Source organism: Novacetimonas sp. GS1 (genome assembly GCF_036686925.1).
GTDB lineage: Bacteria > Pseudomonadota > Alphaproteobacteria > Acetobacterales > Acetobacteraceae > Novacetimonas > Novacetimonas hansenii.
Genome location: NZ_VSZP01000001.1, coordinates 1,373,680 through 1,394,379 on the forward strand (window position 1 = coordinate 1,373,680; position 20,700 = coordinate 1,394,379).

At 59.5% G+C, this 20,700-nt stretch carries 26 protein-coding genes; all 26 read left to right on the forward strand.

The window, feature by feature from the left end:
• Positions 1–29: 29 nt before the first annotated feature.
• Positions 30–4,202, forward strand: coding sequence for a DNA-directed RNA polymerase subunit beta (gene rpoB / locus FYB92_RS06285; protein WP_048858892.1), 4,173 nt, complete (start codon positions 30–32; stop codon positions 4,200–4,202).
• Between the two features lie 105 nt (positions 4,203–4,307).
• Positions 4,308–8,504: a DNA-directed RNA polymerase subunit beta' gene (rpoC, locus tag FYB92_RS06290; protein ID WP_040510964.1), complete on the forward strand. Its 4,197-nt coding sequence runs from the start codon at positions 4,308–4,310 to the stop codon at positions 8,502–8,504.
• A 447-nt stretch (positions 8,505–8,951) separates the two neighbouring features.
• Positions 8,952–9,323, forward strand: coding sequence for a 30S ribosomal protein S12 (gene rpsL / locus FYB92_RS06295; protein ID WP_003621118.1), 372 nt, complete (start codon positions 8,952–8,954; stop codon positions 9,321–9,323).
• A 14-nt stretch (positions 9,324–9,337) separates the two neighbouring features.
• Entirely contained in the window at positions 9,338–9,814 is a 477-nt protein-coding gene (gene rpsG, locus FYB92_RS06300) for a 30S ribosomal protein S7 (RefSeq protein WP_003621106.1), read from the forward strand.
• A 93-nt stretch (positions 9,815–9,907) separates the two neighbouring features.
• On the forward strand, positions 9,908–11,098 hold the full coding sequence (gene tuf, locus FYB92_RS06305) for an elongation factor Tu (protein WP_048858902.1): 1,191 nt from the start codon (positions 9,908–9,910) through the stop codon (positions 11,096–11,098).
• Between the two features lie 108 nt (positions 11,099–11,206).
• Entirely contained in the window at positions 11,207–11,515 is a 309-nt protein-coding gene (rpsJ, locus tag FYB92_RS06310; protein ID WP_007282720.1) for a 30S ribosomal protein S10, read from the forward strand.
• A gap of 10 nt (positions 11,516–11,525) precedes the next feature.
• Positions 11,526–12,209, forward strand: coding sequence for a 50S ribosomal protein L3 (gene rplC / locus FYB92_RS06315; protein WP_048858901.1), 684 nt, complete (start codon positions 11,526–11,528; stop codon positions 12,207–12,209).
• Positions 12,210–12,221: 12 nt separating this feature from the next.
• Positions 12,222–12,836, forward strand: a complete 615-nt coding sequence (rplD, locus tag FYB92_RS06320) for a 50S ribosomal protein L4 (protein WP_048858900.1) — start codon at positions 12,222–12,224, stop codon at positions 12,834–12,836.
• 35 nt (positions 12,837–12,871) lie between these two features.
• Positions 12,872–13,168 carry a 50S ribosomal protein L23 gene (locus FYB92_RS06325; protein ID WP_174805736.1) on the forward strand — a complete coding sequence of 99 codons (297 nt, stop codon included), beginning with the start codon at positions 12,872–12,874 and terminating at the stop codon, positions 13,166–13,168.
• A 16-nt stretch (positions 13,169–13,184) separates the two neighbouring features.
• Complete coding sequence (rplB, locus tag FYB92_RS06330; RefSeq protein ID WP_048858898.1) at positions 13,185–14,015, forward strand: 50S ribosomal protein L2; 831 nt, start codon at positions 13,185–13,187, stop codon at positions 14,013–14,015.
• 12 nt (positions 14,016–14,027) lie between these two features.
• On the forward strand, positions 14,028–14,306 hold the full coding sequence (rpsS, locus tag FYB92_RS06335; protein ID WP_003621102.1) for a 30S ribosomal protein S19: 279 nt from the start codon (positions 14,028–14,030) through the stop codon (positions 14,304–14,306).
• A 2-nt stretch (positions 14,307–14,308) separates the two neighbouring features.
• Positions 14,309–14,716 carry a 50S ribosomal protein L22 gene (rplV, locus tag FYB92_RS06340; protein ID WP_003621100.1) on the forward strand — a complete coding sequence of 136 codons (408 nt, stop codon included), beginning with the start codon at positions 14,309–14,311 and terminating at the stop codon, positions 14,714–14,716.
• Between the two features lie 3 nt (positions 14,717–14,719).
• Positions 14,720–15,397, forward strand: coding sequence for a 30S ribosomal protein S3 (rpsC, locus tag FYB92_RS06345; RefSeq protein ID WP_003621098.1), 678 nt, complete (start codon positions 14,720–14,722; stop codon positions 15,395–15,397).
• Positions 15,398–15,450: 53 nt separating this feature from the next.
• Positions 15,451–15,867 carry a 50S ribosomal protein L16 gene (rplP, locus tag FYB92_RS06350; protein WP_048858897.1) on the forward strand — a complete coding sequence of 139 codons (417 nt, stop codon included), beginning with the start codon at positions 15,451–15,453 and terminating at the stop codon, positions 15,865–15,867.
• A 1-nt stretch (position 15,868) separates the two neighbouring features.
• Positions 15,869–16,105, forward strand: a complete 237-nt coding sequence (gene rpmC, locus FYB92_RS06355) for a 50S ribosomal protein L29 (RefSeq protein WP_040510960.1) — start codon at positions 15,869–15,871, stop codon at positions 16,103–16,105.
• A 13-nt stretch (positions 16,106–16,118) separates the two neighbouring features.
• A complete protein-coding gene (gene rpsQ, locus FYB92_RS06360) occupies positions 16,119–16,406 on the forward strand; it encodes a 30S ribosomal protein S17 (protein ID WP_062809149.1) in 288 nt (95 codons plus the stop codon).
• Positions 16,407–16,421: 15 nt separating this feature from the next.
• On the forward strand, positions 16,422–16,790 hold the full coding sequence (gene rplN / locus FYB92_RS06365; RefSeq protein ID WP_003621089.1) for a 50S ribosomal protein L14: 369 nt from the start codon (positions 16,422–16,424) through the stop codon (positions 16,788–16,790).
• Positions 16,790–17,110: a 50S ribosomal protein L24 gene (gene rplX / locus FYB92_RS06370; protein ID WP_003621087.1), complete on the forward strand. Its 321-nt coding sequence runs from the start codon at positions 16,790–16,792 to the stop codon at positions 17,108–17,110. Before rplN ends, rplX begins: the two co-directional genes overlap by 1 nt.
• Positions 17,111–17,120: 10 nt before the next feature.
• A complete protein-coding gene (gene rplE, locus FYB92_RS06375) occupies positions 17,121–17,690 on the forward strand; it encodes a 50S ribosomal protein L5 (RefSeq protein ID WP_040510957.1) in 570 nt (189 codons plus the stop codon).
• A gap of 105 nt (positions 17,691–17,795) precedes the next feature.
• Positions 17,796–18,101 carry a 30S ribosomal protein S14 gene (gene rpsN / locus FYB92_RS06380; protein ID WP_003621084.1) on the forward strand — a complete coding sequence of 102 codons (306 nt, stop codon included), beginning with the start codon at positions 17,796–17,798 and terminating at the stop codon, positions 18,099–18,101.
• Positions 18,102–18,113: 12 nt separating this feature from the next.
• Positions 18,114–18,512, forward strand: a complete 399-nt coding sequence (rpsH, locus tag FYB92_RS06385; RefSeq protein ID WP_003621081.1) for a 30S ribosomal protein S8 — start codon at positions 18,114–18,116, stop codon at positions 18,510–18,512.
• 11 nt (positions 18,513–18,523) lie between these two features.
• Entirely contained in the window at positions 18,524–19,057 is a 534-nt protein-coding gene (gene rplF, locus FYB92_RS06390; RefSeq protein WP_040510954.1) for a 50S ribosomal protein L6, read from the forward strand.
• Positions 19,057–19,419 (forward strand): 50S ribosomal protein L18, encoded by a 363-nt coding sequence (gene rplR, locus FYB92_RS06395; protein WP_003621078.1) that lies wholly within the window; start codon positions 19,057–19,059, stop codon positions 19,417–19,419. Before rplF ends, rplR begins: the two co-directional genes overlap by 1 nt.
• Before the next feature lie 17 nt (positions 19,420–19,436).
• On the forward strand, positions 19,437–20,015 hold the full coding sequence (gene rpsE / locus FYB92_RS06400) for a 30S ribosomal protein S5 (RefSeq protein WP_003621076.1): 579 nt from the start codon (positions 19,437–19,439) through the stop codon (positions 20,013–20,015).
• A complete protein-coding gene (gene rpmD / locus FYB92_RS06405) occupies positions 20,008–20,196 on the forward strand; it encodes a 50S ribosomal protein L30 (RefSeq protein ID WP_003621075.1) in 189 nt (62 codons plus the stop codon). Before rpsE ends, rpmD begins: the two co-directional genes overlap by 8 nt.
• 1 nt (position 20,197) lies before the next feature.
• Positions 20,198–20,692, forward strand: coding sequence for a 50S ribosomal protein L15 (gene rplO, locus FYB92_RS06410; protein WP_003621074.1), 495 nt, complete (start codon positions 20,198–20,200; stop codon positions 20,690–20,692).
• The last annotated feature ends 8 nt before the right edge of the window (positions 20,693–20,700 follow it).

Below are 20,700 nucleotides of genomic sequence, written 5' to 3' on the forward strand. Positions count from 1 at the left end.
GGTCTGTGTGGATGGGGGCTGGATAGGCGATGAACGCGATTACGAAATCGTTCACGGGACGCAAACGCATCCGCAAGAGCTTCGGGCGTATACCCGAAATCGCTCCGATGCCCAATCTGATCGACGTGCAGCGTGCCAGTTACGAGGCATTCCTGCAGATGAACGTGTCACCCGACAGCCGGACGCCGACCGGTTTGCAGGAAGTGTTCCGTTCCGTCTTTCCGATCAATGATTTTGCCGGACGTGGGCGACTCGAATTCGTCAGCTATGAACTCGAAGAGCCGAAATACGATGTTGAGGAATGCATCCAGCGCGGGCTGACCTTTGCCGCGCCGCTGAAGGTGATCCTGCGCCTGATCGTGTGGGACGTGGATGAGGATACGGGATCGCGTTCGATCCGCGATATCAAGGAACAGCCGGTCTATATGGGCGACATGCCGCTCATGACCGACAACGGCACGTTCATCATCAACGGGACCGAGCGCGTCATCGTCAGCCAGATGCATCGCAGCCCCGGCGTGTTTTTCGACCACGACAAGGGCAAGACCCATTCATCGGGCAAGTTCCTGTTCGCCGCACGCGTCATTCCGTATCGTGGGTCGTGGCTGGATTTCGAATTCGACAGTAAGGACCTGATCTACGTCCGCATCGACCGCAAGCGCAAGCTGCCGGTCACGACGCTTCTGTACGCGCTGGAGGGCGAGGAATCGCGAGCCGCGCGCGAAGCGAAGGCGGCCGAGGGCGGCGACGTCGATTCCATGGAAATCCAGGGCATGAGCCCCGATGAAATCCTTGGCTATTTCTATGGCCAGGTCGAGTTCATCAAGAGCGGAAAGGGATGGGCCCGCCGTTTTGACCCCGATGCGTTCCGTGGCCAGAAGCTGCTGGAACCGCTGGTGGATGCCGATACGGGTGAAATCGTTGCCCAGGTGGACACCAAGCTGACGGCGCGTATGGTCCGCAAGATCGCGGAAACCACAAAGGACGTGCTGGTCGGTCCCGCAGGGCTGATCGGGCGTTTCATCGCGTTCGACATGGTCAACCCCGACACGGGCGAGATCTTTGCCGAAGCTGGTGACGAACTGACCGAAACCCGTCTTGAGGCGCTGGAGGCCGATGGTGTCACCAAGCTGGTGACGCTTGCGATCGATGCGACCAATGGTCCGTGGATCCGCAATACGCTTGCGATTGACAAGAACACATCGCGTGACGATGCGCTGACCGATATCTATCGTGTCATGCGTCCTGGCGAACCGCCGACGCCGGAAACGGCGGAAGCCATGTTCTCCGGCCTGTTCTTCGATCCTGACCGCTATGACCTGTCCGCCGTTGGCCGCGTGAAGATGAACATGCGCCTGGGTGTTGACGTGCCTGACACCGTGCGTGTCCTGCGTAAGGAAGACATCCTGCGCACGGTCAAGATCATGTGCGAGCTGAAGGACGGTCGCGGTGCGATCGACGATATCGACAATCTTGGCAACCGTCGTGTCCGTTCGGTCGGCGAACTGATGGAAAACCAGTATCGTGTCGGCCTGCTGCGTATGGAGCGTGCGATCCGCGAACGCATGGGGTCCGTCGATATCGACACGGTCATGCCGCATGACCTGATCAATGCGAAGCCTGCCGCCGCCGCCGTGCGCGAATTCTTTGGCTCCTCGCAGCTCAGCCAGTTCATGGACCAGACCAACCCCCTGTCGGAAGTTACGCACAAGCGTCGCCTTTCGGCGCTTGGCCCGGGCGGTCTGACGCGTGAGCGCGCGGGCTTTGAGGTTCGTGACGTCCACCCGACACATTATGGCCGCATCTGCCCGATTGAAACGCCGGAAGGCCCAAACATTGGTCTGATCAACTCCCTTGCGACCTATGCCAAGGTCAACAAGTACGGATTCATCGAAACCCCGTACCGCATGGTCGAGGGCGGTGTCCTGCAGAGCGGCTGGAAATACCTGTCCGCGATGGAGGAAGACAAGCTCATCGTCGCGCAGGCGGACGCAGAGCAGGATGCCCACGGGAAGCTGACGGACGAGCTGGTGTCAGTGCGTCGTGGCGGTGATTTCCGCCAGGTCCTGCCCGATGAGGTGACGGCCTGTGACGTGTCGCCCAAGCAGCTTGTGTCGGTTGCCGCGGCCCTGATCCCGTTCCTTGAAAACGATGACGCAAACCGCGCGCTGATGGGATCGAACATGCAGCGCCAGGCGGTGCCGCTGGTGCGTTCCGACGCGCCGCTGGTTGGCACCGGGATGGAAGCGGCCGTCGCCCATGATTCGGGTGCGACCATTGTTGCCCGGCGTCGTGGCATCGTGGACCAGATCGACGGTGCGCGTATCGTGGTGCGTGCAACCGACGATGCGGGTGCGACGCAGGGTGTCGATATCTATCGCCTGCGCAAATATATGCGTTCGAACCAGTCCACCTGCATCAACCAGCGTCCGCTGGTCCGCGTGGGGGATCAGGTTTCGGCGGGCGAGATCATCGCTGATGGTCCTTCCACCGAACTTGGTGAACTGGCGCTGGGGCGGAACGTGCTGGTCGCGTTCATGCCGTGGAACGGCTACAACTTCGAAGATTCGATCCTGATTTCCGAACGCATCGCGCGTGATGACGTCTTTACCTCGATCCATATCGAGGAATTCGAGGTCATGGCCCGTGATACGAAGCTGGGCCAGGAGGAAATCACCCGCGACATCCCCAATGTTGGCGAAGAAGCGCTGCGCAACCTTGACGAAGCCGGCATCGTCTATGTCGGTGCAGAGGTGAATCCGGGCGATATCCTGATTGGTAAGGTCACGCCAAAGGGCGAAAGCCCGATGACGCCGGAAGAAAAGCTGCTGCGCGCCATCTTTGGTGAAAAGGCATCCGACGTCCGCGATACCTCGCTGAAGCTGCCGCCGGGCACCAGTGGCACGATTGTCGATGTGCGTGTCTTCTCCCGCCGTGGCGTGGACAAGGATGAGCGCGCGATGGCGATCGAACGCGCGGAGATCGAGCGTCTGGCGAAGGACCGCGATGACGAGCGCGCCATTCAGGAACGTTCCTTCTATAACCGTCTGCGTGAACATCTGATCGGGCAGACGGCAGGGGCGGGCTTCAAGGGTATCCGTTCTGGCACGCCGATCACGGACGAGGTCCTGTCGGAGCATCCGCGTGGCGCGTGGCGCAATGTCACCGTGACGTCCGATGCGGTGATGGCCGAACTGGAAGTCCTGCGTCGTGAGTTCGATACGGCGGTGTCGCGCATTCAGGCACGTTTCGACAACAAGGTCGAAAAGCTGCAGCGTGGCGACGAACTGCCGCCGGGCGTGATGAAGATGGTCAAGGTGTTCGTCGCGGTGAAGCGCAAGCTGCAACCGGGTGACAAGATGGCCGGTCGCCACGGCAACAAGGGTGTTGTCTCCCGCGTCGTACCGGTGGAGGACATGCCGTTCCTTGAGGACGGAACCCCCGTGGACCTGCTGCTCAACCCGCTTGGCGTGCCGTCGCGCATGAATGTGGGGCAGATCCTTGAAACCCACCTCGGCTGGGCCTGCGCCAATATCGGTCGCGGGATCGGGCAGCTTGTCGATACCTATCACAAGACGGGTGAGAAGCGGCAGGAACTGCTTGACGAACTGCGTTCCGTCTATGGCGAGGATGCTTTCGCAGCCAATATCGCCGATATGACGGATGCCCAGTTGCTTGAACTGTCGAATAACCTGCGCAAGGGCGTGCCCATTGCGACGCCGGTGTTCGATGGTGCGTCGATCCCGGACATCGAAGCGATGCTGGAGAAGGCCGGGCTCGACAAGTCGGGGCAGTCGCAGTTGATCGACGGTCGCACGGGTGAGCCGTTCGAGCGCAAGACCACGGTCGGCTACATCTATATGCTGAAGCTGCATCATCTTGTGGACGACAAGATCCATGCCCGTTCGATCGGTCCGTATTCGCTGGTCACACAGCAGCCGCTGGGTGGTAAGGCGCAGTTCGGTGGACAGCGTTTCGGTGAAATGGAAGTCTGGGCGCTCGAAGCCTATGGGGCGGCCTACACGCTGCAGGAAATGCTGACGGTGAAGTCCGATGACGTGTCGGGCCGCACCAAGGTCTATGAAGCCATCGTGCGCGAGCAGGATGATTTCGAGGCCGGCATCCCCGAAAGCTTCAACGTCCTGATCAAGGAACTGAAGTCGCTGGGCCTGAACGTGGATCTGGAACAGAGCGGTAGCTGATCGTTCCATGAACAAGGTAACGACCCGTCCATACGTTTTATTTTCAGGGATGGGGGCAGATAGTCGGTCTGCCCTTGTTCTTTTCCCTCAGGGGGTTTGCGGCGCATGAATGAACTCATGAAGATCCTTGGCCAGACGGGCCAGGCGATGACCTTCGACCAGATCAAGATCCAGCTCGCCTCGGCCGAGCAGATCCGGTCATGGTCCTATGGCGAGATCAAGAAGCCCGAGACCATCAATTATCGCACCTTCAAGCCGGAGCGCGATGGTCTGTTCTGTGCGCGGATTTTCGGTCCTATCAAGGATTACGAATGTCTGTGCGGCAAATACAAGCGGATGAAATTCCGTGGGATCATCTGCGAAAAATGCGGTGTCGAGGTCACGCTGGCCAAGGTCCGTCGCGAACGTATGGGCCATATCGAGCTTGCCAGCCCGGTCGCGCATATCTGGTTCCTGAAATCGCTGCCCAGCCGGATCGGCCTGATGGTCGATATGACGCTGAAGGATCTGGAAAAGATCCTGTATTTCGAAAGCTATGTGGTCCTTGAACCCGGCACCTCGCCGCTCAAGCAGTACAGCCTGCTGACCGAAGACCAGTATCTCGACGTCATGGACGAACATGGCGACGAAGGGATTGAGGTCGGGATCGGGGCCGAAGCGATCAAGAAGATCCTTGAGCGCATCGACTGCGACCAGGAGAAGGTCGAGCTGCGCCAGGAGCTGAAGGACACCACGTCCGAGGCGAAGCGCAAGAAGCTGGTCAAGCGGCTGAAGCTGATCGAGGCGTTTTCCGAAAGTGAATCGCGCCCCGAATGGATGATCATGGAGCTGATCCCGGTCATTCCGCCGGAACTGCGCCCGCTGGTGCCGCTGGATGGTGGTCGTTTCGCGACATCCGACCTGAATGACCTGTATCGCCGTGTCATCAACCGCAACAATCGCCTGAAGCGGCTGATCGAACTGCGCGCGCCTGACATCATCGTGCGCAACGAAAAGCGCATGCTGCAGGAATCGGTTGACGCCCTGTTCGATAACGGCCGTCGCGGTCGCGCCATCACAGGGGCGAACAAGCGTCCGCTGAAGTCGCTTTCGGACATGCTGAAGGGCAAGCAGGGGCGTTTCCGCCAGAACCTGCTGGGCAAGCGCGTTGATTATTCCGGCCGTTCGGTCATCGTGGTTGGCCCGGAACTGAAACTGCACCAGTGTGGCCTGCCCAAAAAGATGGCGCTGGAGCTGTTCAAGCCGTTCATCTACTCCAAGCTGGAGAAGTATGGTCACGCCACCACCATCAAGGCCGCCAAGCGGATGGTGGAGAAGGAACGTCCCGAAGTCTGGGATATCCTTGAAGAGGTGATCCGCGAACATCCGGTCATGCTCAACCGTGCGCCAACGCTGCATCGTCTGGGTATTCAGGCGTTCGAGCCGGTGTTGATCGAAGGCAAGGCGATCCAGTTGCATCCGTTGGTCTGCACCGCGTTCAATGCTGACTTTGACGGCGATCAGATGGCCGTGCATGTCCCGCTGAGCCTTGAGGCACAGCTTGAGGCGCGCGTGCTGATGATGTCCACCAACAACATCCTCAGCCCCGCGAATGGCAAGCCGATTATCGTGCCGTCGCAGGATATTGTCCTTGGCCTGTATTATCTGAGCCTTGAGACGCCGGAATTCCGCGCTACCCCTGATCGCAACGAATATGATGCGCAGGGCAGGGTGACGGTGAACGGTGCTTCTTCTTTCTCCAGTGTGGGAGAGGTCGAATATGCCCTGACCACCGGTGCGGTGAAGCTGCATGACAAGATCCGCGCCCGGATCGAGAATGTCGACGCGGATGGTACCGTCACGCGTGAAACCGTCGTCACAACGCCTGGCCGCATGCTGGTCGCGCAGATCCTGCCGCGCAGTGCGGCGCTGCCGTTCTCGCTGATCAACAAGCAGTTGACCAAGAAGACGGTGTCCGACGTCATCGACGCGGTGTATCGCCATTGCGGGCAGAAAGAGTGCGTCATTTTCTGTGACCGCCTGATGGGCCTTGGCTTCAAGCATGCGGCGAAAGCCGGCATTTCCTTTGGCAAGGACGATATGATCGTGCCGAAGGAGAAGAAGGAGCTCGTCGAACATACCGCGAATGAGGTCAAGGAATTCGAACAGCAGTATCAGGACGGCCTGATTACGGCGGGCGAACGCTATAACAAGGTGGTTGACGCATGGTCGCGTTGCACGGACGAAGTGCAGGCCGCGATGATGAAGGAGATTTCCAAGCAGGAAATCGGCAAGCCCACCAATTCGGTATGGATGATGAGCCATTCTGGTGCCCGTGGGTCGCCAGCACAGATGAAGCAGCTTGCCGGCATGCGTGGCCTGATGGCCAAGCCGTCAGGCGAGATCATCGAACAGCCGATCATCGCCAACTTCAAGGAAGGTCTGTCGGTTCTCGATTACTTCACCTCCAGCCATGGCGCGCGTAAGGGCCTGGCCGATACGGCGCTGAAGACCGCGAACTCCGGCTATCTGACACGACGCCTTGTCGATGTGGCGCAGGATTGCATCATCGTCGAAGACGATTGTGGCACGGAACGCGGCCTGACGGTGCGTGCGGTGATGGATGGCGGCGAGGTTGTCGCATCTCTGTCCGAGCGTATGCTGGGTCGTACGCTTGCGGCCGATGTGCTTGATCCCGCATCGGGTGAGGTGCTGTTCAAGCGCAATACCCTGATTGAGGAAGCGCAGGCAGAACAGATCGAGAAGGCCGGGGTGGAAAGCATCCTGATCCGTTCGGTCCTGACATGTGACAGCCGCGTGGGCGTGTGTGGCCACTGCTATGGTCGTGATCTGGCCCGAGGCACGCCGGTAAATATCGGTGAGGCCGTGGGCGTCATCGCAGCGCAGTCCATTGGTGAACCCGGCACGCAGTTGACGATGCGCACCTTCCATATCGGTGGCGCGGCGCAGCGTGGCGCGGAACAGTCGATGGTCGAGGCGTCACGCGATGGCAAGGCGACGATCCGCAACCGCAACGTGGTGCAGAACAGCCAGAACGTGACCATCGTCATGTCGCGTAACTGCGAAATCCTGCTGACGGATGACAAGGGGACGGAGCGTGCGCGCTATCGCGTACCTTATGGCGCGCGTCTGCTGATCGAAGATGGGGTCGAGGTCACGCGTGGCCAGAAGCTGGCCGAGTGGGATCCGTATACCCTGCCGATCATTACGGAGCAGGCAGGCACGGTCGAATATCTCGACCTGATCGATTCCATCACGCTTGTCGAGCGTATGGATGAGGTCACCGGCCTGACGTCGAAGGTTGTCGTTGACTACAAGCAGGCGTCCAAGGGGGTCGATCTTCGGCCGCGTCTGCAGCTCAAGGATGCCAAGGGCGACGTGGTCAAGCTGGCGAATGGCAACGATGCGCGTTACTTCCTGTCACCTGACTCGCTGCTGTCGGTGGAAAATGGCGCACATGTCAACGCGGGCGACGTGCTGGCGCGCATCCCGCGCGAAGGTTCGAAGACACGTGACATTACCGGTGGTCTGCCGCGTGTCGCCGAATTGTTCGAGGCGCGGCGTCCCAAGGACCATGCCATCATTTCCGAAACCGAAGGTCGCGTCGAATTCGGCAAGGATTACAAGTCGAAGCGCCGTGTCATCGTCAAGAACGACGAAACGGGCGAGGAAACCGATTACCTGATCCCCAAGGGCAAGCATGTCTCGGTTCAGGAAGGCGATTTCGTTCAGGTTGGCGATCCGCTGGTCGATGGTCCGCGCGTGCCGCATGACATCCTGAAGGTTCTGGGGGTCGAGGCGCTGTCCGACTACCTCGTGAACGAGATTCAGGACGTCTATCGTCTGCAGGGCGTGAAGATCAACGACAAGCACATCGAGGTGATCGTCCGCCAGATGCTGCAGAAGGTCGAGATCCTTGAGCCGGGTGATACGACCTACCTGATTGGCGAGACGGTGGACCGGATCGAGTACGAGACGGAGAATACCAAGCGCCTGAACATCGGCGAACGTCCTGCCGTGGCCATGCCCGTGCTTCAGGGCATCACCAAGGCCTCCCTGCAGACGCAGTCGTTCATTTCTGCTGCATCCTTCCAGGAAACAACGCGCGTCCTTACCGAAGCCGCTACGGCGGGCAAGAAGGATACGTTGAACGGCCTGAAGGAAAACGTGATCGTCGGGCGCCTGATCCCGGCGGGCACAGGCAGCGTGATGAACAAGCTGCGTGCAGTGGCTGCCGGCCAGGACCGTCAGCGCCTTGCTCAGGCGAAGCCTGCGGTTGCCTCAACAAAGGCCGCCGAATAATACCGGCTGTGCGGGTGGGGGCCATGTGGCGCCCCACCCGCCGGTCTAATGCTGCATCGGGGTCTGCAATCTGGCGGATTCCGATTCGGGACTCGGTGCATGGAACGCCGAATCATCCCGTTTCATATTGTAATGGGGTGTTTTCATACCCCATGCGGAATGGCCATGCTGCATGCATGGCCGAATCCTGAGCAAAGGCTTGACTTCAAGCCATTCTCTTCGTAGGTTCCGCGCCCTCGGCTAGCCCTGTCTGAATGACGTCGTTGGCCGTCGAATGCAGCATGCTCGCATGCGGTGCCGCCACCCGGGAATCGGGCGGCCAAGGCCGGATGCATATATGATGCCCGACCGAATGATCTTCATTCGTTGGGGTTTTGTTGTGAACGACAGTCGGCAACCAGACTTTGGGGTTGGCCGGCCGAAATTTGTAAGGATCGGGAAAGGCGTATGCCGACCATCAACCAGTTGATCGCGAAAGGCCGCGAGCCCGCAGCCAAACGCAACAAGGTACCTGCCCTGCAGGGATGTCCGCAGAAGCGTGGCGTTTGTACTCGTGTTTACACAACCACACCGAAGAAGCCGAACTCGGCTCTGCGTAAGGTTGCGAAGGTGCGCCTGACGAACGGTTATGAGGTTGTGAGCTATATTCCGGGTGAAGGCCACAACCTTCAGGAACATAGTGTCGTCCTGATCCGCGGCGGTCGCGTCAAGGATCTTCCTGGCGTGCGATATCACATTCTGCGCGGCGTTCTGGATACCCAGGGTATCGCCAAGCGTCGTCAGCGTCGCTCGCTCTATGGCGCGAAGCGTCCTAAGTAAAAGGAATATCAGGCATGAGTCGCCGTCATCGCGCTGTTAAGCGCGAGATTCTTCCCGATCCGAAATTTGGTGATGTCGTCATCACGCGTTTCATGAACGCCCTGATGTACGACGGCAAGAAGTCCACCGCCGAAGGGATCGTCTATGGCGCCCTTGAGGTGCTGCGTCGTCGCGGTGGGGCTGCTGCTGATCCGGTTGTGCTGTTCCACGGTGCGCTGGATAACGTGAAGCCTGCCGTCGAGGTGCGTTCGCGCCGCGTTGGTGGTGCGACCTACCAGGTTCCGGTCGAAGTCCGGGCCGAGCGTCGTCAGGCGCTTGCGATCCGCTGGCTGATCGACGCGTCGCGCAAGCGGGGCGAAAACACGATGCAGGAACGCCTGTCGAACGAGCTTCTGGATGCGGTCAACAACCGTGGTGCCGCCGTCAAGAAGCGCGAAGATACGCATCGCATGGCAGAAGCCAACAAGGCGTTCAGTCATTACCGCTGGTAAAGGGCGTCAGGTCGGTATATTCACCGGCTCGGCTTCCGACACGGAACTTTCTAACCCGACTTTCGGCATGAGGCCGAAGTAACGGAGAAAACGATGGCAAAGGCTAAATTTGAGCGGAATAAGCCGCACTGCAACATCGGCACGATCGGTCACGTCGATCACGGCAAGACCTCGCTGACCGCTGCTATCACCAAGACGCTCGCCAAGAGCGGCGGTGCGGAGTTCAAGGCGTACGACATGATCGACGCGGCGCCGGAAGAGCGCGCCCGTGGTATCACGATCTCCACCGCTCACGTTGAGTATGAAACGGCAAAGCGTCATTACGCCCATGTCGACTGTCCCGGTCACGCTGACTATGTGAAGAACATGATCACGGGTGCGGCGCAGATGGACGGCGCGATCCTGGTTGTGTCGGCCGCTGACGGCCCGATGCCCCAGACGCGTGAACACATCCTGCTGGCCCGCCAGGTTGGCGTTCCGGCCCTGGTTGTCTTCCTGAACAAGGTCGACCAGGTTGATGACCCGGAACTGCTGGAACTGGTGGAAATGGAAGTTCGCGAACTTCTGTCCGCTTATCAGTTCCCCGGCGACGATATCCCCATCGTCAAGGGTTCGGCCCTGGTGACGCTGGAAGATGGCGATCCGGAAGTTGGCGAAAACCGTGTTCTCGACCTGATGAACGCTGTTGACGAATATATCCCGCAGCCGGAGCGTCCGATTGACCGTCCGTTCCTGATGCCGATCGAAGACGTGTTCTCGATCTCCGGTCGTGGCACCGTGGTGACGGGCCGTGTCGAACGTGGCGCCGTGAACGTGGGCGACGAAATCGAAATCGTTGGTCTGCGTCCGACGCAGAAGACCACGGTGACGGGCGTCGAAATGTTCCGCAAGCTGCTTGATCGCGGTGAAGCTGGTGACAACATCGGTGCGCTGCTGCGTGGCACGAAGCGTGAAGACGTGGAGCGTGGTCAGGTCCTGGCAAAGCCGGGTTCCATTACCCCGCACACGAAGTTCAAGGCTGAAGCCTACATCCTGACGAAGGAAGAGGGTGGCCGTCACACGCCGTTCTTCACCAACTATCGTCCGCAGTTCTATTTCCGCACGACCGACGTCACTGGCGTTGTTCACCTGCCGGAAGGCACGGAAATGGTCATGCCTGGTGATAACGTCGCCATGGATGTTGAACTGATCGCCCCGATCGCCATGGATGAAGGCCTGCGCTTCGCTATTCGCGAAGGTGGCCGTACGGTCGGTGCAGGCGTGGTCGCTTCGATCACTGCGTGATTGTAAGTAACTGAAGTGATGATGCCCCCGGTCAGAGTGATCTGGCCGGGGATATCATTGGCGGATCGGGTTCCCCCGAACCAGTTAAAGTTGGACTGAAACAGAAAGATGGACAACCAGAACATCCGCATTCGCCTGAAGGCGTACGATCATCGGGTGCTCGATAACAGCACAAAAGAGATCGTCAATACGGCGAAGCGTACGGGTGCGCGGGTTCGGGGTCCTATCCCGCTGCCGACGCATATCGAACGGTTCACTGTCAACCGTTCTCCCCATGTGGATAAGAAAAGCCGCGAGCAGTTCGAAATTCGGACCCATCGCCGGCTGCTCGACATTGTCGAGCCGACCCCGCAGACCGTGGACGCACTCATGAAACTCGACCTCGCCGCTGGCGTGGATGTCGAGATTAAACTCTAAGGTCCAGACGATGCGCACCGGATTGATCGCAAAAAAGCTGGGAATGACCCGGCTGTTCAAGGAAGACGGCACACATGTGCCGGTGACTGTCCTGCAGGTTGATGACCTGCAGGTGGTTGATGTCCGCACCCAGGAGCGTGATGGCTATTCAGCTGTCCAGCTTGGTTCGGGCAAGGCCAAGGTCAAGAATGTAACGAAGCCGTGCCGTGGCCATTTCGCCAAGGCGAAGGTGGAGCCGAAGAAGAAGCTGGTGGAATTCCGGGTGGCAGATGATGCCGTTCTGGAAGTTGGCGCCACGCTCTCTGCCGCTCACTTCGTCGTTGGGCAGAAAGTGGATGTGACCGGCACCAGCAAGGGTAAAGGGTTTGCCGGCGCGATGAAGCGCTGGAACTTTGCCGGTCTCGAAGCCTCGCATGGTGTCTCGATCAGTCACCGTTCGCACGGATCGACGGGTAATCGTCAGGATCCGGGCAAGGTCTTCAAGAACAAGAAAATGGCCGGACATCTCGGTTCGGAACGCGTCACCACCCTGAATCTGGAAGTGGCCGCCGTCGATGCCGAGAAGAATCTGCTGATGATCTGCGGCTCCGTCCCGGGCGGCAAGAATGAGCTGATTCTGGTTCGTGATGCGATCAAGAAGCCCCGTCATGCCGAGGTGCCGTATCCGGCCGCCCTGGCCCAGGTAGCGGGCTGAGGATAGAGGGCAATGGATTACGAGATCAAAACCCTCGAGAACGGAAGCGCCGGTACGGCAACGCTTCCCGACGAGATTTTCAAGGTTGAGCCGCGTGCCGACATCATGGCCCGCGTCGTTCACTGGCAGTTGGCGAAGCGCCGTGCGGGCACGCATAAGGTCAAGGGCATGGGGGAAGTCTCCGGCACGACCAAGAAGCCCTATCGGCAGAAGGGCACGGGTAGCGCCCGTCAGGGGTCGCTGCGTTCACCGCAGTACCGTACTGGTGGCGTGGTTCATGGGCCGGTCGTGCGCGACCATGGCTATGACCTGCCCAAGAAGGTGCGTCGCCTGGGCCTGATTTCAGCGCTGTCGCAGAAGGCCGCCGAAGGCAAGCTGGTGGTGCTCGACGCCGCCACGGCATCGGGCAAGTCTTCCGAACTGGCGAAGAAGCTGAAGGTGCTTGGCTGGAAGTCCGCGCTGATCGTGGATGCGGCGGTTGAGGAAAACTTCGGTCGGGCGGCACGCAACCTGCCGAAGATCGATATTCTTCCGACCATCGGTGCGAATGTCTATGACATCCTCAATCACGAAGTGCTGGCGATTACGCGCGCCGGGCTTGAGGGTCTGAAGGAGCGTCTGGCATGACCAACATCCTCGCTCTCCGCAAAAAGGCGGAACGTATGTCGCGTGAGGCGATGTATGACATCATTCGCGCGCCGCTGATCACGGAAAAAGCGACCGCCCTGTCTGAAAAGAACCAGGTTGGTTTCAAGGTCGCTTCTGGTGCGTCGAAGTTCGAGATCAAGGTCGCGGTGGAAACACTGTTTGGCGTCAAGGTTCTGGGTGTGAACACTCTGATCCAGAAGGGCAAGGCGAAGCGCTTCAAGGGACGTCCCGGCCAGCGGTCTGATGTGAAGAAGGCGTTTGTGCAGCTTGCAGATGGTCAGTCCATTGACCTGACCGCCAAGCTGTCCTGACGCGGGGTGACAAGAAATGGCATTGAAGCACTTTAACCCGGTTACCCCCAGCCTGCGCGGAACGGTCCTGATCGACCGCAAGGAGCTGTGGAAGGGCAAGCCCGTCAAAGGGCTGACCGAGGGCAAGAACAAGAGCGGCGGTCGTAATAACCACGGCCGCACCACCTCGCGTTTCATCGGTGGTGGTCATAAGCAGTCCTATCGCTATGTCGATTTCAAGCGTCGCAAGTTCGACGTTGTCGGCACGGTGGAGCGTCTGGAATATGATCCCAACCGCACGGCTTTCATCGCACTGGTGAAGTATGCTGACGGTGAACTCGCCTATATCATTGCGCCGCAGCGTCTGCAGGCGGGTGATCAGGTGGTTTCCGGCCTGCGTGCGGACATCAAGCCTGGTAACGCGATGCCGTTGTCGGCGGTGCCGGTGGGCACGATCATCCACAACATCGAGCTCAAGGCCGGTGCTGGTGGGAAGATCGCCCGTTCGGCTGGCACCTATGCACAGTTGGTCGGCAAAGATATGGGCTATGCCCAGATCAAGCTGCAGTCTGGTGAACTGCGTGTCGTGCGTGCCGAGTGCATGGCGACGATCGGTGCGGTGTCCAACCCGGACAACATGAACCAGCATATGGGTAAGGCAGGTCGCGCCCGCTGGCTCGGCCGTCGTCCGCATAACCGTGGCGTTGTCATGAACCCGGTCGACCATCCGCATGGTGGTGGTGAAGGCCGGACTTCGGGCGGTCGTCATCCGGTTACGCCATGGGGCAAGCCGACAAAGGGTTACAAGACCAGGGTCAACAAGCGTACGGACAGTCTGATTATCCGTCGCCGGAAGACCGGCAAGTAAGGGGCATACAAGATGGCACGTTCCGTCTGGAAGGGCCCGTTCGTGGACGGGTATCTACTGAATAAAGCCGATGCGTCGCGCGCGTCGGGCCGTAACGAAGTGATCAAGATCTGGTCGCGTCGCTCAACCATCCTGCCGCAGTTCGTGGGACTGACGTTTGGCGTCTATAACGGGCACAAGTTCCTGCCCGTGCAGGTGACCGAGAACATGGTCGGGCATAAGTTCGGTGAATTTTCGCCGACCCGCACCTTTACGGGTCATTCCTCGGACAAGAAAGCGAAGCGGGGCTGATCATGAGCAAGCCTAAGCATCCGCGCACGCTCGCGGAAACCGAAGCGCAGGCCACTACGCGGAACATCCGCATCAGCCCGCGTAAACTGAACCTTGTTGCGGGTCTGATCCGCAACAAGCCTGCCGCACAGGCTGTTGCGACGCTGACATTCTCCAAGCGTCGCATTGCACAGCAGGTGAAGAAGACGCTGGAAAGCGCCATCGCGAACGCCGAGAACAACCACCAGTTGGATGTTGACCAGTTGGTCGTGGCGCGCGCGGAAGTTGGCAAGTCGATCGTCATGCGCCGTTTCCACGCCCGTGGCCGTGGCCGTTCGGCCCGCATCGAAAAGTTTTTCAGCCATCTGACGATCATCGTGGCAGAGCGTCAGCCCGAGGCAGAAGCGGCAACCGGAAAGAAGGCGGCCTGATCCATGGGACATAAAGTCAATCCGATCGGGCTGCGGCTCGGCATCAATCGCACCTGGGACAGCCGCTGGTATGCGGATGCCGATTATGCCCGTCTGCTGCATGATGACCTGAAGCTGCGTTCCTACCTGCGTCGCAAGCTGTCTGGCGCTGGCGTGTCGCGTGTCGTGATCGAACGTCCGGCCAAGAAGCCCCGCGTGACGATCTATGCCGCGCGTCCGGGTGTCGTCATCGGCAAGAAGGGGCAGGATATCGACGTGCTGCGTAAGGATCTGACCCGTATGGCGAAGACCGATGTTGCGCTGAACATTGTCGAGATCCGCAAGCCGGAAATCGATGCGACGCTGGTGGCTGATAACATCGCGCAGCAGCTTGAACGTCGTGTTGCCTTCCGTCGCGCCATGAAGCGCGCCGTGCAGTCCGCTATGCGTCTTGGCGCACAGGGCATCCGGATCAACTGTTCCGGTCGTCTGGGTGGCGCCGAAATCGCGCGTGTCGAATGGTACCGCGAAGGACGCGTGCCGCTGCATACGCTGCGCGCCGATATCGATTATGGTGTGGCGACGGCAAAGACGACCTATGGCACCTGTGGTGTGAAGGTGTGGATCTTCAAGGGCGAGATTCTTGCCCATGATCCGTTGGCGCAGGATCGTCGCGCCGCCGAGCAGGCCCCGCAGCGCTGATCTGCGGGGAATAGGGACCAGAGTGCGCCAGGCGGCGCTGAGGATTTGAAACAATGCTTTCTCCCAAGCGGACAAAGTTCCGCAAGGCCCACAAGGGCCGCATCCATGGACTGGCGAAAGGCGGGACGACCCTGAACTTTGGGGCCTTTGGCCTCAAGGCGCTGCAGCCGGAACGGATTACTGCCCGTCAGATCGAAGCGGCCCGTCGGGCCATTACCCGTGCGATGAAACGTGCGGGTCGCGTGTGGATTCGGATTTTTCCTGACCTTCCGGTCTCGACAAAGCCCGCAGAAGTGCGTATGGGCTCCGGCAAGGGGTCGCCTGAATACTGGGTGGCCCGAGTGAAGCCGGGTCGTATCCTGTTCGAGATCGAAGGCGTGTCGCCCGAAGTCGCGCGTGAAGCGCTGGCTCTGGGTGCGGCAAAGCTGCCGATCAAGACGAAGTTTGTGACCCGTATTGGAGACGCGTGAGATGGCAAAGGCAAGCAAGCCGGCCGATCTGCGTGCCAAGACTGTTGAAGAACTGGATACGCTTCTCATTGATCTGAAGCGCGAGCAGTTCAATCTTCGGTTCCAGCATGCAACCGGCCAGACCGAAGGGCAGTCGCGTATGCGTGCGGTGCGTCGCGAGATTGCCCGCGTCAAGACGATTGCGTCTGAGGCGTTGAAGAAGATCGCTGCCGGTACTACGCCGGCAGTCAAGTCCTGAAGGGAGACGGGCGATGCCAAGGCGCGTCCTGACCGGACGGGTGACCAGCGACAAGATGGACAAGACGGTTACCGTTCTTGTCGATCGTCGCATCATCCATCCGCTGTACAAGAAGTTCATTCGCCGTTCGAAGAAGTACGCGGCGCATGATCAGCTGAATGAATGCAAGATCGGGGATACGGTGCGCATTGAAGAATGCCGCCCCATTTCCCGGCGCAAGACCTGGACCGTCGTGGTTCGCAATGGTGCCCCCCTGGTGGCGGCTCCGGCGACCGAGGCCCAGTCTGGCGCACAGGCGTAAAGAAGGGCATAGAGCATGATCCATCCCGAGACCAACCTTGACGTCGCCGACAATTCCGGCGCGCGTCAGGTGCAGTGCATCAAGGTGCTGGGCGGTTCCAAGCGGAAGTCCGCCTCGGTCGGCGACGTGATTGTCGTGTCCGTCAAGGAAGCGATTCCCCGCGGCAAGGTCAAAAAGGGTGATGTGCACCAGGCGGTGATCGTCCGTACGTCCTATCCCGTGCGTCGTCCTGATGGCAGCGCCATCCGCTTTGACCGCAATGCCGCCGTGCTGATCAACAAGCAGCAGGAACCGATCGGAACCCGTATCTTTGGCCCGGTCGTGCGTGAGCTGCGTGCGCGCAAGTTCATGAAGATCATTTCGCTGGCGCCGGAGGTGCTGTAATGGCCGCACGTATCAAGAAGGGCGATCAGGTCCTGGTCATCACCGGTTCGTCGCGCGGAACGCGCGGTGAAGTCGTGACCGTGCTGCCGACGGCCGAAAAGGCCATCGTGCGCGGCGTCGCGATTGCGAAGCGTCATACACGCCCCAGCCGCATGGGTGAGCAGGGAGGCATCATCGAGAAGGAGATGCCGGTTCACCTGTCCAACCTGAAGCTGATCGATCCCAAGAGCGGTGATCCGACGCGTGTCGGTTATCGCGTTCTGGAAAACGGTCGCAAGGTTCGTGTCGCCAAGGCGACCGGCGAAGTCATCGAAGGCTGAGGAGGCGGGTATGTCAGAAGCTAACGTAACCCGCTCGGTGCCGCGCCTGCAGCAGCGTTACAATGACGAACTGCGCGCGAAACTGCGCGAGGAGTTCGGTTACAAGAACGTGATGCAGGTTCCGGCCCTTGAGAAGATCGTTCTCAATATGGGTGTCGGTGAAGCTGCAGGCGACCAGAAGAAACTGGATGCCGCGTTTCAGGAAATGACCCTTATCGCGGGTCAGAAGCCAGTTAAGACGGTTGCGAAAAAGGCGATCGCGGGCTTCAAAATCCGTGAAGGTCTGCCGATTGGATGCAAGGTTACACTGCGCCGTGCGCAGATGTATGAATTCCTTGACCGTCTGGTGACGATTGCCCTGCCGCGTGTCCGCGATTTCCGCGGCCTGCCGGCAAACAAGGGTTTTGACGGACATGGCAACTTTGCCATGGGCCTGAAGGAACAGATCGTCTTTCCGGAAATCGAGTACGACAAGGTCGACGATATTCGCGGCATGGACATCATCTTCGTGACAAGCGCGAAGACCGATGCTGAAGCCAAGGCTCTTCTGAAGGCGTTCGATCTGCCCTTCGCAGCATAAAAGTTGCGAGAGGGGCTTTCACTGGAAGCCCGGAAGACCTAAGACACACGTAGTTTGGAAAACCGTTGGGAATGGCCCGACAGGTTCCGGAGGATAAAACAAGGCATGGCCAAGATTTCCGCCGTAAACCGGAATGTCAAGCGCGAGCGCATGGCAGCACGGGACAAGGCAAAGCGGACAGCATTGAAAAACATCATCATGGACCGCTCTCTGCCGGTTGAGGATCGTTTTGATGCGTCGCTGAAGCTTGCTGAACTTCCGCGAAACGGATCGCGCGTGCGCGTTCGTCTGCGGTGCAAGTTGACGGGGCGTTCCCGCGCCAATTACAGAAAGTTCGAACTCTGCCGTATCGCCCTGCGCGACCTGGCCTCCAATGGCCAGATCCCGGGTATGGTCAAATCGAGCTGGTAAGGGCAGGGAACGATGTCACTTTCTGATCCTTTGGGTGATCTGCTCACCCGGATCCGCAATGCCCAGCGTGCGCGTCACGCGGCATGCGTCGCACCTGCGTCAAAGCTGCGTGCAAATGTACTCGAGGCACTGCGCCGTGAGGGTTATATCCGTGGTTTTTCCAAGGAAGAACTGCGCAAGGGTGTGGCTCAGCTGCGTATCGAGTTGAAGTATCTTGATGGCGAACCCGTGATCAAGGAAATCCACCGCGTCTCCAAGCCGGGTCGCCGTGTGTATTCCAAGATCAAGGAACTGCCGCGAGTGTATGCCGGGCTGGGTGTGTCGATCCTGTCGACTCCGCGTGGTGTCCTGTCGGATGGGGAAGCGCGCGCTGCCAATGTTGGCGGCGAAGTTCTCTGCCGCGTATTCTAAAGGAGGGATGAATGTCGAGAGTTGGCAAATATCCCGTCGAGATTACGTCGGGAGTTCAGGTTTCCATCGCTGATGGTGTGCTGACGGCAAAAGGCAAGCTCGGTGAGCTGAAGCTGCCCCTGTCGCACCACATCGAAGCTGAAATTGCGGATGGCAAGGTTTCGGTCAAGCCCGTCGGAACGCAGGCGCAGGCCCGCATGATGTGGGGCACGACACGTTCGCTGATCGCGACCATGGTCAAGGGAGTGTCCGAAGGATTCTCCAAGACGCTGGAGATCAGCGGCACGGGTTATCGTGCGGCGGTTCAGGGCAAGAATCTTGTCATGAATCTCGGATATTCGCACGATATCGTGTATGAAATCCCCGCTGGCATCAAGATCACGACCCCGCGTCCGACCGCTGTCACTGTCGAAGGGATCGACAAGCAGCGTGTTGGCCAGGTTGCGCTTGATATCCGCAGCTTCCGCAAGCCCGAGCCCTATAAGGGCAAAGGTGTCCGTTATGAAACGGAGACCATCCGTCGCAAGGAAGGTAAGAAGAAATAATGAGCGCGCAGCAGGATCTGCGGGAGCGGCGCCGTCAGCGTCTTCGCTTCCAGCTTCGCCGCAAGAGTGGCGGACGGCCGCGCCTTTCGGTGTTCCGGTCGGGCAAGAATATTTACGCGCAGGTGATCGACGATGTCGCCGGTCGCACGCTTGCGGCAGCTTCTTCCATCGAGAAGGATCTGCGCAGCGCCCACAAAAATGGCGCAGACATTGCCGCGGCTGGTGCCGTTGGCAAGCTGCTTGCCGAACGTGCGGTTGCGGCGGGTGTGTCGAAGGTCGTGTTCGATCGCGGCTCGTATCTGTATCATGGGCGCATCAAGGCCCTGGCGGAGGCTGCCCGTGAGGGCGGTCTCTCGTTCTGACGAAAGGGGCACGCACAATGGCACGTGAACCGAGAGAAGGCGGCCGGGGCGGCCGCGATCGTGATCGCGAAGGCGATGATCTCGTTGACAAGCTGGTCACGATCAATCGTGTGGCAAAGGTCGTCAAGGGTGGTCGTCGCTTCGCTTTTGCCGCACTGGTTGTCGTTGGTGACCAGAAGGGGCGCGTAGGGTTCGGCGCGGGCAAGGCCCGTGAGGTTCCCGAGGCAATCCGCAAGGCGACAGATCGCGCCAAGCGCGCGATGATCCGTGTCCCCATGAAGGAGGGTCGTACCCTCCATCATGATGTGGCGGGTCATTTCGGTGCCGGTAAGGTGGTGCTGCGTTCGGCTGATGCCGGCACGGGCATTATCGCTGGTGGCCCGATGCGCGCAGTGTTCGAAAGCCTGGGCATCAATGATGTCGTGGCGAAGTCACTGGGCACCCGGAACCCGCACAACATGGTCAAGGCGACTTTTGCCGCCCTGGAACGCTGCGCAAGCCCGCGTTCGGTGGCAAACCGCCGTGGCAAGAAGGTTTCCGATATCCTTGGTCGCCGTGAGGTGACTGCGTCAGCGGAGGCTGGTGCAGATGTCTGAGGCAAAGGGAACCATCAAGATCACCCAGATCCAGTCTGGCAACGGGCGCAAGCCGGGTCAGCAGGCTACGCTGATCGGTCTGGGGCTTAACAAGATCGGCCGTACCCGCGAACTGGAGGATACTCCTTCGGTGCGCGGAATGGTGAACAAGGTCGCCCACCTTGTGAAGGTGGAGAATTGAGATGAATCTCAACGAACTGCGCGATAACGAAGGTGCCCGCTACCAGAAGAAGCGTCTGGGGCGCGGTATCGGCTCTGGCAAGGGCAAGACATCGGGTAAGGGCGTCAAGGGCCAGAAGGCACGTTCCGGCGTGTCGCTCAATGGCTTTGAAGGTGGTCAGCTTCCGCTGTATCGCCGTCTGCCCAAGCGTGGATTCAAGAACATCTTCCGCAAGGAATTTGCGATCCTGAATCTCGATGTGCTGGATAAGGCGATTGAGGCTGGCAAGATTGATGCCAAGGCCCCCGTCACCGAAGAAGCCCTGCGCAAGGCTGGACTGGTCAAGGCAACGAATGTGGCTGGTGTCCGTCTTCTGGGCAATGGCGAGCTTCGTCATGGTGTGACCATCGAAGTTTCCGGCGCATCGGCCAGTGCCATTGCTACGGTCGAAAAGGCCGGTGGCAAGGTTCAGGTTAAGGAAAAGGCCGCCAAGGCGGTTGCTGCTCCTGCGAAATGACTGGATGG

Bases quoted from the DNA above. Each gene is read 5' to 3' on its own strand.
- rpoB (WP_048858892.1), top strand. From the start codon at position 30: ATGAACGCGATTACGAAATCGTTCACGGGACGCAAACGCATCCGCAAG.
- rpoC (WP_040510964.1), top strand. From the start codon at position 4,308: ATGAATGAACTCATGAAGATCCTTGGCCAGACGGGCCAGGCGATGACC.
- rpsL (WP_003621118.1), top strand. From the start codon at position 8,952: ATGCCGACCATCAACCAGTTGATCGCGAAAGGCCGCGAGCCCGCAGCC.
- rpsG (WP_003621106.1), top strand. From the start codon at position 9,338: ATGAGTCGCCGTCATCGCGCTGTTAAGCGCGAGATTCTTCCCGATCCG.
- tuf (WP_048858902.1), top strand. From the start codon at position 9,908: ATGGCAAAGGCTAAATTTGAGCGGAATAAGCCGCACTGCAACATCGGC.
- rpsJ (WP_007282720.1), top strand. From the start codon at position 11,207: ATGGACAACCAGAACATCCGCATTCGCCTGAAGGCGTACGATCATCGG.
- rplC (WP_048858901.1), top strand. From the start codon at position 11,526: ATGCGCACCGGATTGATCGCAAAAAAGCTGGGAATGACCCGGCTGTTC.
- rplD (WP_048858900.1), top strand. From the start codon at position 12,222: ATGGATTACGAGATCAAAACCCTCGAGAACGGAAGCGCCGGTACGGCA.
- FYB92_RS06325 (WP_174805736.1), top strand. From the start codon at position 12,872: ATGTCGCGTGAGGCGATGTATGACATCATTCGCGCGCCGCTGATCACG.
- rplB (WP_048858898.1), top strand. From the start codon at position 13,185: ATGGCATTGAAGCACTTTAACCCGGTTACCCCCAGCCTGCGCGGAACG.
- rpsS (WP_003621102.1), top strand. From the start codon at position 14,028: ATGGCACGTTCCGTCTGGAAGGGCCCGTTCGTGGACGGGTATCTACTG.
- rplV (WP_003621100.1), top strand. From the start codon at position 14,309: ATGAGCAAGCCTAAGCATCCGCGCACGCTCGCGGAAACCGAAGCGCAG.
- rpsC (WP_003621098.1), top strand. From the start codon at position 14,720: ATGGGACATAAAGTCAATCCGATCGGGCTGCGGCTCGGCATCAATCGC.
- rplP (WP_048858897.1), top strand. From the start codon at position 15,451: ATGCTTTCTCCCAAGCGGACAAAGTTCCGCAAGGCCCACAAGGGCCGC.
- rpmC (WP_040510960.1), top strand. From the start codon at position 15,869: ATGGCAAAGGCAAGCAAGCCGGCCGATCTGCGTGCCAAGACTGTTGAA.
- rpsQ (WP_062809149.1), top strand. From the start codon at position 16,119: ATGCCAAGGCGCGTCCTGACCGGACGGGTGACCAGCGACAAGATGGAC.
- rplN (WP_003621089.1), top strand. From the start codon at position 16,422: ATGATCCATCCCGAGACCAACCTTGACGTCGCCGACAATTCCGGCGCG.
- rplX (WP_003621087.1), top strand. From the start codon at position 16,790: ATGGCCGCACGTATCAAGAAGGGCGATCAGGTCCTGGTCATCACCGGT.
- rplE (WP_040510957.1), top strand. From the start codon at position 17,121: ATGTCAGAAGCTAACGTAACCCGCTCGGTGCCGCGCCTGCAGCAGCGT.
- rpsN (WP_003621084.1), top strand. From the start codon at position 17,796: ATGGCCAAGATTTCCGCCGTAAACCGGAATGTCAAGCGCGAGCGCATG.
- rpsH (WP_003621081.1), top strand. From the start codon at position 18,114: ATGTCACTTTCTGATCCTTTGGGTGATCTGCTCACCCGGATCCGCAAT.
- rplF (WP_040510954.1), top strand. From the start codon at position 18,524: ATGTCGAGAGTTGGCAAATATCCCGTCGAGATTACGTCGGGAGTTCAG.
- rplR (WP_003621078.1), top strand. From the start codon at position 19,057: ATGAGCGCGCAGCAGGATCTGCGGGAGCGGCGCCGTCAGCGTCTTCGC.
- rpsE (WP_003621076.1), top strand. From the start codon at position 19,437: ATGGCACGTGAACCGAGAGAAGGCGGCCGGGGCGGCCGCGATCGTGAT.
- rpmD (WP_003621075.1), top strand. From the start codon at position 20,008: ATGTCTGAGGCAAAGGGAACCATCAAGATCACCCAGATCCAGTCTGGC.
- rplO (WP_003621074.1), top strand. From the start codon at position 20,198: ATGAATCTCAACGAACTGCGCGATAACGAAGGTGCCCGCTACCAGAAG.